Genomic DNA, 14,498 nt, shown 5'->3' on the forward strand with positions numbered 1-14,498 from the left:
CCTGCGTTTCTTTACTGCGTCTTGGGCGCGGCGTTGGCCTCGCCCATCCAGTGACCCTGCTTCTTCAACGTATCCGCCACCTCGCGGGGCATGTAGTTCTCGTCATGCTTGGCGAGGACGGAATCGGCGCGGAAGACGCGCGGGCTCTCGAGCACGCCCTCGGCCACGATCCCCTGCCCTTCGCGGAAGAGATCGGGCAGCAGGCCCTTGTAGCTCACCTGGATCGCGGCCTGCGCGTCCATGACCTCGAAGGTGATCTGCTGGTCGGAGCCGCGCTGCACGGAGCCTTCCTTTACAAGCCCGCCGAGGCGGATGCGGGTGCCTGGCTGCACGTTCTTGGCCTGGATGTCCGCCGGCGAGTTGAAGAACACGATCGTGTCGTTCATCGCGTAGAGCACGAGCCCAAGCGCGACCGCCAGGACACATCCTGCGACACCGATCAGGCTCAGGCGGCGTTGCTTTCTCGTCATGGCTGCGCGTCGGTCAGTTTCAGTTCCTGCGCCATCGTGTCGATGGTTTTCAATCCCGCAGCATCCTGCGCCAGGGCCGCCCTGGCGCGATGGGCTGCGGCGACCGCTTTATCACGCTGGCCGAGAACCGCATAGGAGCGCATCAGTCGCGCCCATTCCTCGGCGCTGCCTCCCTGGGCTTCAAGGCGGCTTGCGAGACCGGCCACCATGCCGGCGATCGCCTCCGGCCCGATCCCGGACGTCGCACCCTGCCCGGCTTCCGCAGGCGGCGCACCGAGCGCGACGAGCTCCTGCTTCACTGCGTCGACCCAAGGGGCGTCGGCCGGAGATGCCGACAGGAGTTCCGTATAGGCAGCCTTTGCCTTCTCGACCTGCCCGTCCTGGGCGGCGGCGCGGGCGAGATAGAAGCGCGCCTTCGGGGAGCCTGGATCGAGCTTGACCGCCTGCTCGAAAGCCCCTTGGGCCTCTGCCGAGACAAGCCCGTCCTTGGTCATCACCAGCACTTCGCCGTAATTCGCGAAACGGTTCGCATCCGGTTCCTGATAGCGGATCGCGGCCTCGAGGGCCTTCACGGCATCGTCGATCCGGCCCATGCGCAGATAAACCGGGGCGATGACTTCCCAGCCACGCCCGTCCTGCGGATTCTTCGCGAGATGTGTCTCGATCTGCGCCACGGCCGTCATGAGATCGATATTGTCCGCCTGCTGCGCGGGCGCAGCCGGGCTCGGCAATTGCGGAGAGCCGTAGATCTCGTAGGTGGCGAGCGCGAGAATGGGGATGATCGACAGGACAAGGGTCGAGGCGGCGCGCCGGCGGCGCAGGGCGGGTTCGCCGACGGCGGCAAATCCTTCGCCGCGCCCGCCCGTCGACCGCAGGAGGCGCCGGCCGGCCTCGGCCTTGGCGGCCTCAGCCTCGCTCGGCATCAGCACGCCGCGCTCGCGGTCGCGCTCGATCTCGGCAACCTGCTCCCGATAGAACTGCGTATCCGGATCCGTCTGCGCCGCGACGGCGCGATGGCGCGACAGCGGCCAAAGCACCGCCATCACGGCTGCCGCCGTCATTGCCAGGAGGATGAACCAGATCACCATAAAATCCTAAATATCGCGTCCCACCGTGAAGCACGACGGTGGCACGGTGTCACGCGTAAATGTCCTTAGAGGCCGGCTCATGATGCGCGCGCAACCCTCCTCCCCCACAAGCCTCGGGCCTGCCCGAGCCTTGTCTTTGATCTACCGCAAGTCGGGAACACCCGACTTGCGCCGGAGAGGGAAATGGCCTGTGCACATCTCAATGAATCATGAGCGGGACTTAAGGCACGCCCCTGTCCCCGGGGAGTTCGAGGATGGCCCGCAGGCCGCCCATGGGGGAGGCGTCGAGCCGCAGGGAGCCGCGATAGAGCGCGGCGAGATCGCTGACGATGGAGAGCCCCAAGCCCGAACCGGGCTTCGTCTCGTCGAGGCGGCGGCCGCGCTTGAGCACTTCCTTTCGCGCCTCTTCCGGCAGGCCCGGGCCGTCATCGTCGATGAGCAGGCGGAAGCGCGAGCGCTCGTCCTCGCGGACGATCTCGACATCCACCACCACCTTGCCGGCCGCCCATTTGGCGGCGTTGTCGATGAGATTGCCGGCCATCTCCTCGAGGTCCTGCCTCTCGCCGCGGAAGCGCAGATCCGGCGGGATCGCGAGCTCGACCGCGAGATCCTTGTCGCGATAGATCTTGGCAAAGGTGCGGGCGAGCCCTGCAATGACGGGCTCCGCCTCGGTGAGCGTCCCGAGCGTTCCCGCAAGCGCCGCGACGCGCGCCCGGTCGAGATAGTAGTTCACCTGATCGCGCATGGTGGTCGCCTGCTCGCGGACCCGGTTGGCGACCTCCTCCGGCGCGTTCTCGGCCTCGTTCATGATGATGCTGAGCGGCGTCTTGAGGGCATGGGCGAGATTGCCCACCTGCGTGCGGGCGCGCTCCAGGATCTCGCGGTTGGTGTCGAGCAGAAGGTTCAGCTCGCTCGCGAGAGGCGAGATGTCGCGCGGATATTCGCCGGCGATCCGCTCCGCCTCGCCGCGGCGGATGGCGCCGAGCGCGCTGCGCAGGTTGGCGAGCGGACGCAGGCCGAAACGGATCTGCAACAGTGTCGTGAAGCCGAGCGCCATGCCAAGCAGCGCGAAGGTGACGGTGAGTGCGAAAATGAAATCTCTCACGGCCACGTCGATCTCGTCGGCGGGGCCGGCGACGCGGATGATGTAACGTCCGTCCTCGCCGAGATCGATGTCGCGCTCGATGATGCGCAGGGAGCGGTCGTCAGGCGCCTTGCCGTAGCCGCGGCGGATCTGGCCGAAGCGGTCGTCGCCGGAGGAGAGATTCGGCAGCTGCCCGCCAAACAGCGACTTCGAGGATCGGATCTCGCCGAGCGCCGCATTGGGCCGCGCCACCTGCCAGTACCATCCCGACAGCGGCAGCTCGAATCGCGGATCGCCGATGGGGCCGAGATCGCGGTCGGGGTCGCCCGGACCGACGAGATTGGACGCGAGCGTGTTGGCATAGACGAGGAGGCGCTGATCGAAGGCGCGCTCCGTGTTGTCGCGGTAGAGCGTCGAGAGGATGAGCCCCGCGATCAGCAGGATCACGAAGCTCCAGAAGACGGAGGAGACAGCCAGTCGGACCGCGATGGGCCGGCTGGCGAAACGGCGCACGAACGAGGCGAGGCCGCTCACGTCTTGGTCTGACCCGCGTCGAGGAGATACCCCAATCCCCGAACGGTCTGGATGATGTCGACGCCGAGCTTCTTGCGCAGGCGGCCGATGAACACCTCGATGGTGTTCGAATCCCGGTCGAAATCCTGGTCGTAGAGATGCTCGGTCAATTCACCCCGCGACACGATGCGGCCGGTATGGTGCATGAGGTACGACAGAAGCCGGTACTCGTGCGAGGTGAGCTTCACGGGATTGCCGTCCACCGAGACCCGGCCGGAGCGCGTGTCGAGCTTCACCGGGCCGCAGGCGATCTCGCTCGTGGCATGGCCCGTCGAGCGGCGCAGAAGGGCGCGCACGCGGGCGAGGAGCTCTTCCATGTGGAAAGGCTTCGTTACGTAATCGTCCGCACCCGCATCGAAGCCCTGGACCTTGTCGCTCCAGCGGTCGCGCGCAGTGAGGATGATGACCGGCGTCTTGTGTCCCTCGCGGCGCCAGGCGGTCAGCACGGAGACGCCGTCCACCTTCGGCAGGCCCAGGTCGAGGATGATGGCGTCATAGGGCTCGGTTTCGCCGAGGAACTGCCCTTCCTCGCCGTCCATGGCCGTATCCACCGCGTAGCCGGCCTGTTCGAGGGCCGTCACGATCTGCTTATTGAGGGTTCTGTCATCCTCGACGACGAGTAGGCGCACGGTTCGAGCTTTCCTTACTGGACCGACTTCACACGGCCGGAGGAGCCGTCGATCATCACCTGTACGATGCGACCGTCCTTTTGCAGGACCATGATCACATAGACAAGGGCATCGCTATTGCGGCACAGGCTGGCCCTGACGACATCGGCGCCGGGAACCTGCCGCCGCGCCGTCATGACGGCAGCGGCCGGGGCGACGACGCCTTTCGCAGCCACCGTTTCCTGCATTTCGCGGGGCGGCAGGCAATTCTTGAGGGCCGCCGACGCGCTCTGCGCCTGCGCCGCACCCATCATTCCCAAGAGCCCCAGGAGCCCTATCACCAGCCAAACCAGACGCATGAAAAAACCATGCCTTTGCCGCAATGAACGAATTCTGAATGCCGTCCCTGAACGGAAGCGCTCCAACCCTCTGAAAATGCTTCTAATTCAGAATCTGTTTCGTGGCCAGGATTCTGAACACGGTCGAGGCGATGAAACTGCCTGCGGCAAGGAGCTGAACGACGGCTTCCTCGACGGCGCCCGTGGTCAGCGCGGAACCGTCGAAGCCGAAGAGGCCGAGGACCAGGGCGGCAAGCCCGATCAGGTTGGCCCAGACGGTGCGGCTCGCGAGAATTGTCTTGGTATCCAGCATGGGAAATATCCTTCAGTCGATGGATGACAGGGATGCGAGCCGGAGAGCCTCCCGCTCGGTGACGAAAACACGCCTCTCCCAACCGCGTCCGAAGACGGGCCAGGCGGCAAGGTGGCGGAGAAAGCGAAGTCGCATGCGCGTCAGGCGGGCTATCGTCTGCGGCTCATCGGCCTCTCGAGCGGCGGCGAGCGTTACCGGCCCGACGATGCCGTCGGCTTCGATGCCGAGCACGGCCTGCAGCATTCTCACGGCCCGCAGCGGGCCGGAATGAACCGCGAGATCGAAGACGGTGAGAGCGAGCGCCGGCGGCAGCTCCTCCGCACGCAGGGCATCCCAATAGAGACGCCTGTAGATGGCGACAGCCTCCCCGCGGGTCAGCCTGCGGACGTCGTCGAGGGAGACGGGATGTCCCCTCGCCCGTTCGAGGGTTGCGCGGGTGATGCCGAAATTGGTCGCTCCGCCCGGATCGCTCGCATGCTGCACGAAGCCGCCCTCATGCTCCAGCACGAGGTTCACGGCCTGTTCGAATGACGGCGTAAAAGGCCTCATGTGCGATCCTCACGGTTCCGCCTGCAGGGCGATGAAGGCCTGGCTGCCGAGATGAAGATATCCCACGGCTCCGGCGACGCCGGTGAACGATGTTCCAGCCTGAAACCTCAAAACCAGGCCGGAGGCGCCGGGCGAGGTCAAAGTCGTCACCGTCAATGCGCCGGAGAGCGAAGACCAGTTCGCCGCGCTGTTGTTGTAGAAGCCGACCTGGTTGCCGGTCGGCGAGTTGTTCAACCAAGTGAAACCGCTGGTGACGAGCACCGGATCGGCTCTCATCGGCACCGGAAGAGTGACCGGAAGGTCGATTATGTTGCTTGCCGAGCGCTGCCCTAGCGTCAGAAGGACCGCTGTCGTCCCGCCGCTGACGGGCAGCCGCTGGAAGGTGCGCCGGCAGCGGAACTCCTCGATCTCGATCGGCGTCCCCGCCCAGATGGTCGCGTGGGATCCGAGCTCCAGCTTCAGGCGCCTGAACAGACATGTTTCGGCGGAATGCAGGCGCACCAGAACGTTGCCGGTCTCGGAGGCATCGAGCGTCACGCTCGCCGCGCGTCGGCCGGAGCCGGCCGGGATCGTCGCAGCCTTCGTGCCGATGAGAACCGACAGGGGTGCGGACGGATTCTCCACGGACAAGGTCAGCGGAGCGCCGGCGAAACTCGCCATCCCGAGCTCCGCCGCGGCATGGGCGACATCGACGACCTGCTCGACGGCACCGGAGAGGCTGATCGTGCCGTCGGTCGCACGGCCGAGCGAGCAGCCGACGGGCCCTGCGCGCCAGCGGTCGAAGGCGTAGCTGCCCGCCGCGAGAGCGCCGCCTGCGAACCGGCGCTGGTTCACGACGAACCCTGCATTCACGAGAAGGTTTGGCCGCGGCACATCGGCAACGCCGCAGGGAAAGGACACGACACCGCTGGCGCGATCGATGCGGAGCGCATCGCGCCATTCGCTGCCATCGGGCGAAACGCGGATTGCGAAATCGTCGCTGCCGATCAGGCCGGTCTCCGCACGGCCGCTGAAGCCGCGCTGGTAGAGCTGCGAGAGCACATCCGCCTCGGTGGATTTGTTGAGCACGAAGCGCAGATCGCCGGTCCCGCCCTCTGCCTCCGGCAATGCCGCGAACAGGGCCGCATTGAGTTTTGCCGAAAAACGGTTCATGCCGTCGGCAATCGTGCCGAGGCCGAGCCGCTGCAGGTTGTGGATCTCCTCCGGCAAAGCGCCGGAGACCTCCCATTCCGCACCATCGAAAAGGACGAGCAGATCCTCGGCTTCGACATAGGCGAGCCATCCGGCACGCGGCGTGAGAAAGCGCCAGGCGCCGAGATCGAACAGCGCAATGTCGCCCGCCCGGCCGACGAAGGCGCCCGTTGCCCCGGGACCGACGAGATAGCGGTCGCCTTCAGCGGGCGAAGCCGGCGGCGCATTGCGGCCGCGCTCCTTCACGGCAAGCTGCACGAGGGCATCGAGGGATGCGAGCGCTTCGTTGTGGGTGACATGCTTTTGCGCCTGCGCCGCAGCGATGAGCGGCAGGGCGAGATGGGGTGTCGACGGCATCGGAAGATTCTCTCCGGAAAGGACATGCAAAATCGGTGGCGACAACACCCTCACGTCATCACCTCCCCGGCCATGACGTGGTGATTGTCAGCGGACGGGAACGGTAACGAGCCGCTCGAAGCCGCGCCCGGCAACGGCGCTCATCTGCACGACGCGCAGGGCGAGCGCGGATTGCGGCGCGCCGAAATCGGCAATTTCCTGCGCACCGGCATAAAGGACTGAAGGCTGCACGCTTGCGAGCGTCCTGCGCACGGCCCCGGCATCGAGAATGTCGATCTCGTAGCGCTCCGCGTCTTCGGCAAGCGGGACATCGATCGCATCCCACCCATCGCCGTCACGACGGGTGCGGCGCATCCATGCGATGCGGATCCCAGATGCTTCGCGCCTTGCGGCGACATGCACGGGAGCGAAGGGCCGGAGCGTCTCACGCGGCACGGTCGCGACGATCTCGGTCACGGACGCATCCCCATGGTCGCGGCCCGAAGGGCCGATCCGGTAGCGCCAGGTCTGGCCGAGATCCTGCAGGTTCGCGGTAAGAGGAGCAACCGCTTCGTCCAGCTTCACGATCAGCGATCCCTCCGGGACCGCGCGCGCGGCCTCGGCTTCGGAGCCGGCAAGGCCGCGCAGGAAATGCGAGAGACGATAGCTGCGCTCGCCGATCAGCTCGGCCCGCGCGGCGGACAGGATTTCCCAGCGACCGCCGGCACCCTGCAGCGCGAACATGTTTCTCCCCGAAAGAGCCGCTTCGTCGTCGACGGAGCTGAGCGCGCCGGAAGACAACGCGACATCGAGAACCGCGTGCGGATCCCAGCGCCAGAGCGGTCCCGGCATGAGCGCCGACGTCGTCCGCCCGACCAATGCAGGCAGGTCGAGGATGCGATAGGGCGCATAGCTCGCGCCATTGCCAGAGCGCCAGATCGTCACGGCACCGGGCCAGGGATCAGCAGCCACCGCGATATATTGCAGGGCGGCCGGCTCGCCGAAGGCCACCGGCAGATCGAGCACGATCGCCAGCGGCTTGCCGGGGACCGGCGGGGGGCGCCTCGCCGGACGCGGGATCGCGGAGCCCGGCCGCTCGAACACGGCGGGCTCGACCGCACGCGTGCTGAGCTTGCGCGTCGGCCCGTCAGTGATGCGCGTGATGCGGTGCAGCTTCTCGCCCGCGTCTGTCGGCACCGCGATGATGTCGCCCGGTTCGAGATCGATGCGCCGCGGCGACAATTCGAACTCGGCGCCTTCGCGGCCGGCCCAGAGATCCTGCAGCCATGTATCCGCCAGGCGCTGCGCCTCGGCGCGCCGGGTGACGACGGCGCTGTCCGCCCTTGCCTCCCGCCGGCTCGCACCGGACAGGCGCCGCGAGGCCACCGCCGCGCGGCGGTAATCCGTATCGCTCTCGGTGAAGCCGACCTCCAACTGCTGCGGCAGCTCGGTCTCCTGCGCGCGGGTGAGCTTGAGCGAAGGCTCCTTGTCGCCGAGCACGAGATCGTCCCTTGCCAGCTGCACCGCGGCGCGTCCGCCGCGCCCCTGCCATGCGATGCCGCCGCCACGTGCGACCGCATCGATGCCGAACAGGCGCAGCAGCGGCTCCAATGCGCCGCGCACCGACATCGGCCTGTCGATCACATAGCCATCGACGAAACCGTCGACGGGGATGGGGCCGGGATCGGCGAAACCGTAATCGCGCAGGATGCGCGCGATCAGCCGGTCGAGCGTCGCGCCCTCGATGCGCCCCGTGATCCAGTGGCCGGTCTCCCAATTGACGCTGTCCGACCAGACGATGTCGAAATCGGGAAAGGCCGGAAAGGGCCGCGCATCCCAGGCCCAGACGAAGACATTGTCCGGGTCCACCATGCGCCCGCTATAGGCGGTCGATGCCGGATTGTACTCTGCCGAAAATCCGCGCTGGGCCGGATCGAAGCGTGAAAGAATCGCTTCCAGGCCGCGCGCCTGGATGAGATCGTCGCGCACGCCGCGAGAGAACGGCGGAAAGGCCGATTCCGAGGACTTCGGATCGGGAAAGACGTTCGGCCCGTTCGGGCCCTTGTCGACGGCGGGAATGCCGATCTCGGTCAGCCAGATCGGCTTCGACTGCGCACGCCAGGAGGTCGCGCCGATCTCGACGCCGTCCACGCGCTCGATGTGCCGGTTCGACCACCAGGAGACGAGATCCTTCTGCCGGAAGACCCACGGCTTGCCATAGGCGCCGTCCGCGATCGGCCGGCGCGTCTGCGCGTTGCGCTCGGTCGCGTTGGCATAGTACCAGTCGAAGGCCTCGCCGCTGCCGAGCCGCGCGCGCAGGTAATCGACGTCGTTGATGCTCCGGGCCGCGGCGAGATCCGCATGGTTCGGAGAATCGCGCCAGTCCGAGATCGGCGGATAATAATCGATCCCGACCGCATCGATATCGTCATCGGCAAAGAGCGAATCGAGGGGAAAGCGTACCTCGCTGCCGCCGTCGAGAACATGCGCGCCGTATTCCGTCCAGTCGGCGGCGTAGACGATCTTGGTCGACGCGCGCAGGATGTCGCGCACCTCCGCGGCCAGTGCTCTCAGCCGCGCAACCGCCGGATAGACACCGGATGCGGACCGCACGCGCGTGAGGCCGACGAGTTCGCTGCCGAGAATGAAGCCTTGAACGCCGCCGGCCTCCTCCGCGAGACCAGCATAATGCAGCACCATGCGGTTGAAGCCGGCGCTGCGCGTGAACCAGCGCTCGACCTGCGTTGCCGCCGCTGCCGTGCCGTCGGGAGACCCCGCCCTGCCCGGTGCCGGATCGCAGGTGATGCGCCCGCGCCAGGGATAGGGCGGCTGGCCCGTTCCGCCGTAAGGGTCCGGCAGGGAGTTGCCGGAGGGAACGTCCATCATCACGAAGGGATAGAGCACGACGTCGAGATCGCGCTCCTTCAGATCCCTGATCAGGCGAATGACGGATTCATCGGAGGGGGTGCCGCCATAGGCGGGAGAGCCATCGGCAAGCGACACCGCCTTCGCGGCTTGGCGCGTCACCCCGGCCACGGACCAGGTGACCTCGTCGGTGTTCTTGGTCTTCACGTCGACGCGCGGCTCGACGAGACATGAGCCGGCGCGCAGGTCGTCGCCGAACCAGCTCACCACGAGCGACACGCGCTTCAGGTTCGGGCACAGGGCCTGCAGCGCATCGAGGGAGGCCGTCACGTCGCTTTCGCGCTGCCATTGATGGCGGTTCTCGGGCCGCGTCTTGCCGAGATCCAGAACCTGCATCACCGGCTTGGTATCATAGCCGAACTCGCTCGCGCCCGGGATGAGGCACACTGCGCGCACCATGCGGTTGAGCCCGTCGACGGGACGGATCACCTCGAAGGAGAATTGCGGCACGCGGTTGCCGAAATCGGCGAGCGGCAGGCGCTCGAACACCACATAGGCGAGCCCACGATAGGCGGGCGCATGTTGCGCGCCCTCCTTCGCCACGATCAGCGGATCGGCGCTTTGCGTCTCGCTGCCCGCATGCAGGCGCATGGTGATGGTGCTGAGATCGAGCTCGCGTCCGTCGGCCCAGACGCGCCGGATGAAGGCGATGCGTCCCTCGCACAGGCCGACTGCAAGATTGGCGAAATAGGAATAGGTGGTGGTGACGGTCTTCGGCCCGCCGCCCATGCCCTTGCCGCCCTGGTTGGAGCGATCCTTGCTCGTGTTCACCGCCTCCTCGAGGCGTGTCGCCCAAATGAGCTGGCCGCCGATGCGGGCGCGTCCATAGACGCGCGGGATCGGCGCGCCCTCGGTGGAGGTGAGCCCGTCGATATCCTTCAGGCGCGGGCCTTCCACGTGCTTCGTGGTGTCGCCGGCAAAGAGCGCGTTGTCGATGGCAGCGCCAGCGAGCGCACCGAGCGCCCGGCCCGCCATGGCGCCGACCGGCCCGCCGATCATGCCGCCGACGACGGAACCGACTGTTTGCAGAACGATGGTGGCCATCAGGGTTTGTCCGGAAAACGAAAGGCGTGGGAAAGATGACGCCGCCACCAGGGACGAAACGCGACTTCGGCAACCGCGGCGCCGTCATGGGCGTGGATCATGGTGTCGGACGAGGTCGCGATGGCGCAGTGCTTGGCGGGCATCGTCTCGCGCCAGCGGAAGAGCAGCACGTCGCCGGGCTGGAAATGCGCCGGCTCGATCTCGACGAGATGTTTTTGCGCGGCGGCGACGAGCGTGTCGGCACCCGCCTCTGCCCAATCCGGCGAGTAAGGCGGCGGCAATTCAGGCTCCGCGCCCATCACGCCGCGCCAGATTCCGCGCAGCAGCCCGAGGCAATCGCAGCCGATGCCTTTCAGCGAGGCCTGATGACGATAGGGCGTGCCGATCCAGGAGCGGGCTTCGGCGATGATGAGATCGGATTGGGGCATGATGGTGATTGAATACATAGCGGGAAACGCGGCGGGCCCTCTCCCCCCTTGTGGGGGAGAGTTGGAGAGGGGGGGTGTGAGCGCTAATCTATGAAGGTTGGGCGCCAGCACCCCCCTCCCTAGCCCTCCCCCACAAGGGGGGAGGGAATTGCGTTGCGCGTGCAGGACACGAAGCGCCATCACCTGAAAAAGCTCCCGCCATCGAGCCCCGGCTCGCCCTGCTGCGGCATGCGGATGATGAAGTCGTTGCCGGGCATGTGCGGGAAGCCGCGGAAATTCACCGCGTTGCCGAACTTCTTCCGGCAGGTGCCATGGGTCTTGTCGCAGCCCGCCGTGACGCGGAACGTGTCGCCGGCCTTGATCGCTTGCGGCGCGCGCTGCCACAGATCGAACTCGTCCGTTCCGCTGACCGCGCGATGAACCTTGATCTCGACCGAGATGCCGGCATTGTCGCCGCTGAGCCAGGTGAGCTTGCCGGCATTGCACCACCCGTCCGAAAAGCCTATGCCGGAAGCGGCGATGGTGAGCGCACCGTCTGTGTTCGTCACCGTACCCGTATCGGAATAGCTCGACGAGGCAAGGTTGATGCCGCAGCGCTCGTCACCGAGATCGGCCGAGCAGGTGGCGCGGAAGAGCCGCCCGCGCTCCTCGTCGAAGCGATGCATGAGCCCGCGCACCTCCGCGACGAAGCTGCCGTCCGCGCGCCTGATCTCGCCGATGGAGCCGATGTCGAGCAGAATGCGCTCCTCCACGTTGCTCCAGTTCACGAGCCAGGTTTCCACGCTCGCATCGTCATAAAGACCTGAGGCAATATCGTCCTCGGTGATGCCGGCGGATACCAGCGCGCCGGCCACCTCGCCGCCGCCGACGGCGAACCCGAGCTCGGCGCTCGCCTCCGCCGCCTCGAGCCCTGAGCGCGCCGCATAGAGGGTACCGCTGATGACGAGATCGCGGTCGTGATCGGTGAAGCCGAAGGTGACGCCATCACGCCGGATCAGCCTCCAGCAATGGCAAAGCGTCGTCGTTCCGTCGGCAAGATGAGCGGCGAGGTTTTGGGGAATGGTGCGCATGATTGGACTCGAAATGTGCCGGCGATGTCCGCAGGCTGACCCTTCACGTCATGGCCGTCCCCGGACTTGATCCGGGGATCAGTCCCGGCCACCCACGTCTTGGGATCCACAGCGTTGCAAAGGCGTGGGTCCCCGGATCAAGTCCGGGGATGACGTGCGAGGGTGGGGTTAGGGACTACGCGAGAACGTCAAGGAACGATCTCGATCAGCGGGATCTGCGGGATTCCGCCGGCTTCGAAGGTGGAGAGGTCGATGTCGAGCTCGTCCGTGTCGAAGCGGACCGGCACGTCGAAGGCGAAGCCCGCGGTGATGATGTTGCCCGCGGGCGGCGCGACGACGAAGGTCACGAGGCCGGTTGCGGGGTCGCAGTTGAACTGTGTGCCCACCGCCTGCTCGACGCCGTTGACGGCAACGCGCACCGTGCCGCCTACAGGCTTGGCGATGGGCCGGCTGTACGGCGCGAAGGACGAGCCGTAGCTCTTCACAAGCAAAAAATTCCGCTCCACGCCGTTGCCGGTGCCGATGCGCTGGTCGAGCGGCGTCGGCTCCCGCGAGGGCGGGCCGGAGCGCCAATCGGTGCGGTCGCGGAAGCGGAAGCCGTAGAGCCTGCCTCGCCGCTCTTCGAAGAAGGCGATGACGCCGTGCAGCGCATCCAGCGTGCGGATGCCGAGGCCCGCATCGTAGCGGCGGCGCGAACCGGCCCAGCGGCTGTTGCGATGCTCGCGGCCGGAAGCGAGCGTGACGATATCGGTCCGCCGCACCGGCCCGCCCCGGCTGCCGAGGCTGACATCGAGCGGAAAGCGGACCTCGTGGAAATCGGAGGCCATGATGGATCCATGTTCTTGAAACGAAAGAATGGGGGTGGCGTTGACCCCGAAGCGGCCCCTATCAAGGAGACGGCAGGCGATGAGCAATGCTCCCAACGACCTCGCGGAAGACTTTCCCGACAAGCGCGACCGGATTCACCAGCTCAAGACCAGCGACAACCGCTTCGCGCGGCTCTACGACGAGTACAACGAGCTGAACCGCACCATCCACCGGGTCGAAACGCGGGTCGAGCCTCAGACCGACGAGGCCGAGGAAGAGCTCAAGCGTCGCCGCCTGCAGATCAAGGACGAGATCATGGCGATGCTCGACCGCGTCGGTTGAGCAAAATGCCCTGAAAACACCTAGGACCTGATCCTGAGAGGCTGGCTCATAAATCACTCACCTCATCCTGAGGAGCGGCGCAGCTGCGTCTCGAAGGAGGATCCAGTGATCTCTGGAAACGCCCTCGTCCTTCGAGACACCGCCTGCGGCGGCCCTCAGGATGAGGGCTTAGGGGGCAAAATTCTTTTCGAGCCAGCCTCTCAAGATAAGGTTGTGGTTCGTTATCGGTGCAGCTCTTACATCCCACGCTGGCCGCGTGCCACGGCCCTCGCCAAGGCGGCGGAAACCTGCGCCTCGGATCTACGGAAACTGTCCGCATCCGGCGTGGTGACGTTGACGGTCACGGAGACCGGCCGTCCTCCTCCCCCGGTGCGAACTCCGAGCCGCCCGTCCGGCCCGCGCGCCAGCGGCATCACCGCCTCGGCGCCCTGCTCGCCCATGAGGCCGAGCCCGCGCCCGAGCGGAAAATAGGTCGGCGCGCCGACAACTCCGCCCTTGGCGAACGGCATCAGCATGCCGCGCGAGATCACGCCTCCTTTCGCGAGCGCCGGGCCGCCGGCGCCGAAAAGCGAGCCGAGGATCGAGCCCAAGCCCTTGACGAGACCGCCCATGAGGCCGCCGCCGTCGAGCGGCAGCGATCCCTGGAGAGATCCCGTCATCATCCCCTTCACGCTCTGGCTCAAGGCGAGCTGAAGCGGCGCCAGGGCCAGGCGCAACCCTGTTTCCACAAGAGACTGGCGCACGGATTTTAGAACGTTATCAAATTTCTTGCCTTCCGCGACATTCTTCGCGAAAGCAATGGACAGGGATTCGCCGAACTTTTCGGAGAGGGCTGTGAGGGTGTTGAGCTGGCGTTTCCGGTCTTCTATCTCTTCGTCGCCGACTTTGGCGGCAGGCTTTGTTGGGTCAGCCAAGATTTCCACTCCATCAATGAGGTTGATTCTCGCTATTCTCTTAGTGGCTCTGCAATCTGCCTGCGTCAGCACTCCTCCGACCACGATGATATTTAAAAAGCCCGGACTGAGCTCGACCGAGTGGAGCCGCATTGAAAAAGAATGCGCCTACGAAGCAGGGAAGGCGACAGCCTCAGCCGAGCCTATGCCGTCCACCACATATACACGGAGACAGATCTACATCATGTGCGCCGAATTGAAGGGCGCGACATTCGTCGGGAGAGTGACAATGTCGGACGAACAGTGGGAGCGACTTTCGATCCCATGCCGCAAGGAAGCAAACGACGCAGTCGCTAAACGACCACCCTCCCGCGAGCGGGACGAGTTGAAGGAAGATCTGGAAGTTGAATGTCTCCGGCGCAACGGGGTGACCTTCAGT

General features: G+C 66.1%; 14 protein-coding genes. 1 reads left to right on the top strand and 13 read right to left on the bottom strand.

Going from position 1 to position 14,498, the window contains the following annotated elements; genetic code table 11:
• Positions 1 to 11 precede the first annotated feature (11 nt).
• The 12 genes from ccmE to JKL46_RS04860 form a co-directional block, all read right to left on the bottom strand.
• Positions 12 to 470, bottom strand: coding sequence for a cytochrome c maturation protein CcmE (gene ccmE, locus JKL46_RS04805; RefSeq protein ID WP_201830319.1), 459 nt, complete (start codon positions 468 to 470; stop codon positions 12 to 14).
• The gene (gene ccmI, locus JKL46_RS04810; RefSeq protein WP_201830320.1) at positions 467 to 1,558 is read right to left on the bottom strand and encodes a c-type cytochrome biogenesis protein CcmI; all 1,092 of its coding nucleotides are present in this window, start codon (positions 1,556 to 1,558) and stop codon (positions 467 to 469) included. The genes ccmE and ccmI overlap by 4 nt, the downstream gene beginning before the upstream one ends.
• A gap of 220 nt (positions 1,559 to 1,778) precedes the next feature.
• Positions 1,779 to 3,176: an ATP-binding protein gene (locus tag JKL46_RS04815; protein WP_201830321.1), complete on the bottom strand. Its 1,398-nt coding sequence runs from the start codon at positions 3,174 to 3,176 to the stop codon at positions 1,779 to 1,781.
• The gene (locus JKL46_RS04820) at positions 3,173 to 3,844 is read right to left on the bottom strand and encodes a response regulator (RefSeq protein WP_201830322.1); all 672 of its coding nucleotides are present in this window, start codon (positions 3,842 to 3,844) and stop codon (positions 3,173 to 3,175) included. Before JKL46_RS04820 ends, JKL46_RS04815 begins: the two co-directional genes overlap by 4 nt.
• A gap of 14 nt (positions 3,845 to 3,858) precedes the next feature.
• The gene (locus JKL46_RS04825; protein WP_201830324.1) at positions 3,859 to 4,182 is read right to left on the bottom strand and encodes a PepSY domain-containing protein; all 324 of its coding nucleotides are present in this window, start codon (positions 4,180 to 4,182) and stop codon (positions 3,859 to 3,861) included.
• An 82-nt stretch (positions 4,183 to 4,264) separates the two neighbouring features.
• Positions 4,265 to 4,474: a hypothetical protein gene (locus JKL46_RS04830; protein ID WP_201830326.1), complete on the bottom strand. Its 210-nt coding sequence runs from the start codon at positions 4,472 to 4,474 to the stop codon at positions 4,265 to 4,267.
• A gap of 12 nt (positions 4,475 to 4,486) precedes the next feature.
• Complete coding sequence (locus JKL46_RS04835) at positions 4,487 to 5,023, bottom strand: glycoside hydrolase family 108 protein (RefSeq protein WP_201830327.1); 537 nt, start codon at positions 5,021 to 5,023, stop codon at positions 4,487 to 4,489.
• Positions 5,024 to 5,032: 9 nt separating this feature from the next.
• Positions 5,033 to 6,571: a DUF2793 domain-containing protein gene (locus tag JKL46_RS04840; protein WP_201830328.1), complete on the bottom strand. Its 1,539-nt coding sequence runs from the start codon at positions 6,569 to 6,571 to the stop codon at positions 5,033 to 5,035.
• Positions 6,572 to 6,658: 87 nt separating this feature from the next.
• A complete protein-coding gene (locus JKL46_RS04845; RefSeq protein WP_201830332.1) occupies positions 6,659 to 10,519 on the bottom strand; it encodes a baseplate multidomain protein megatron in 3,861 nt (1,286 codons plus the stop codon).
• A complete protein-coding gene (locus JKL46_RS04850; protein WP_201830335.1) occupies positions 10,519 to 10,947 on the bottom strand; it encodes an NlpC/P60 family protein in 429 nt (142 codons plus the stop codon). The genes JKL46_RS04845 and JKL46_RS04850 overlap by 1 nt, the downstream gene beginning before the upstream one ends.
• A 179-nt stretch (positions 10,948 to 11,126) precedes the next feature.
• The gene (locus JKL46_RS04855; RefSeq protein ID WP_201830337.1) at positions 11,127 to 12,017 is read right to left on the bottom strand and encodes a DUF2163 domain-containing protein; all 891 of its coding nucleotides are present in this window, start codon (positions 12,015 to 12,017) and stop codon (positions 11,127 to 11,129) included.
• A 188-nt stretch (positions 12,018 to 12,205) separates the two neighbouring features.
• Complete coding sequence (locus JKL46_RS04860) at positions 12,206 to 12,844, bottom strand: DUF2460 domain-containing protein (protein ID WP_201830338.1); 639 nt, start codon at positions 12,842 to 12,844, stop codon at positions 12,206 to 12,208.
• Between the two features lie 79 nt (positions 12,845 to 12,923).
• On the opposite strand from JKL46_RS04860, the gene JKL46_RS04865 reads away from it, so the two are divergent.
• Entirely contained in the window at positions 12,924 to 13,166 is a 243-nt protein-coding gene (locus JKL46_RS04865; protein ID WP_201830340.1) for an HP1242/YdcH family protein, read from the top strand.
• A 236-nt stretch (positions 13,167 to 13,402) separates the two neighbouring features.
• Here the strand turns inward: JKL46_RS04865 and JKL46_RS04870 are convergent, their stop codons facing one another.
• Complete coding sequence (locus JKL46_RS04870) at positions 13,403 to 14,080, bottom strand: phage tail tape measure protein (RefSeq protein ID WP_210381254.1); 678 nt, start codon at positions 14,078 to 14,080, stop codon at positions 13,403 to 13,405.
• Between the last annotated feature and the right edge of the window lie 418 nt (positions 14,081 to 14,498).

Origin of the sequence: Microvirga zambiensis WSM3693 (genome assembly GCF_016735695.1) — a bacterium.
Classification (GTDB): domain Bacteria; phylum Pseudomonadota; class Alphaproteobacteria; order Rhizobiales; family Beijerinckiaceae; genus Microvirga; species Microvirga zambiensis.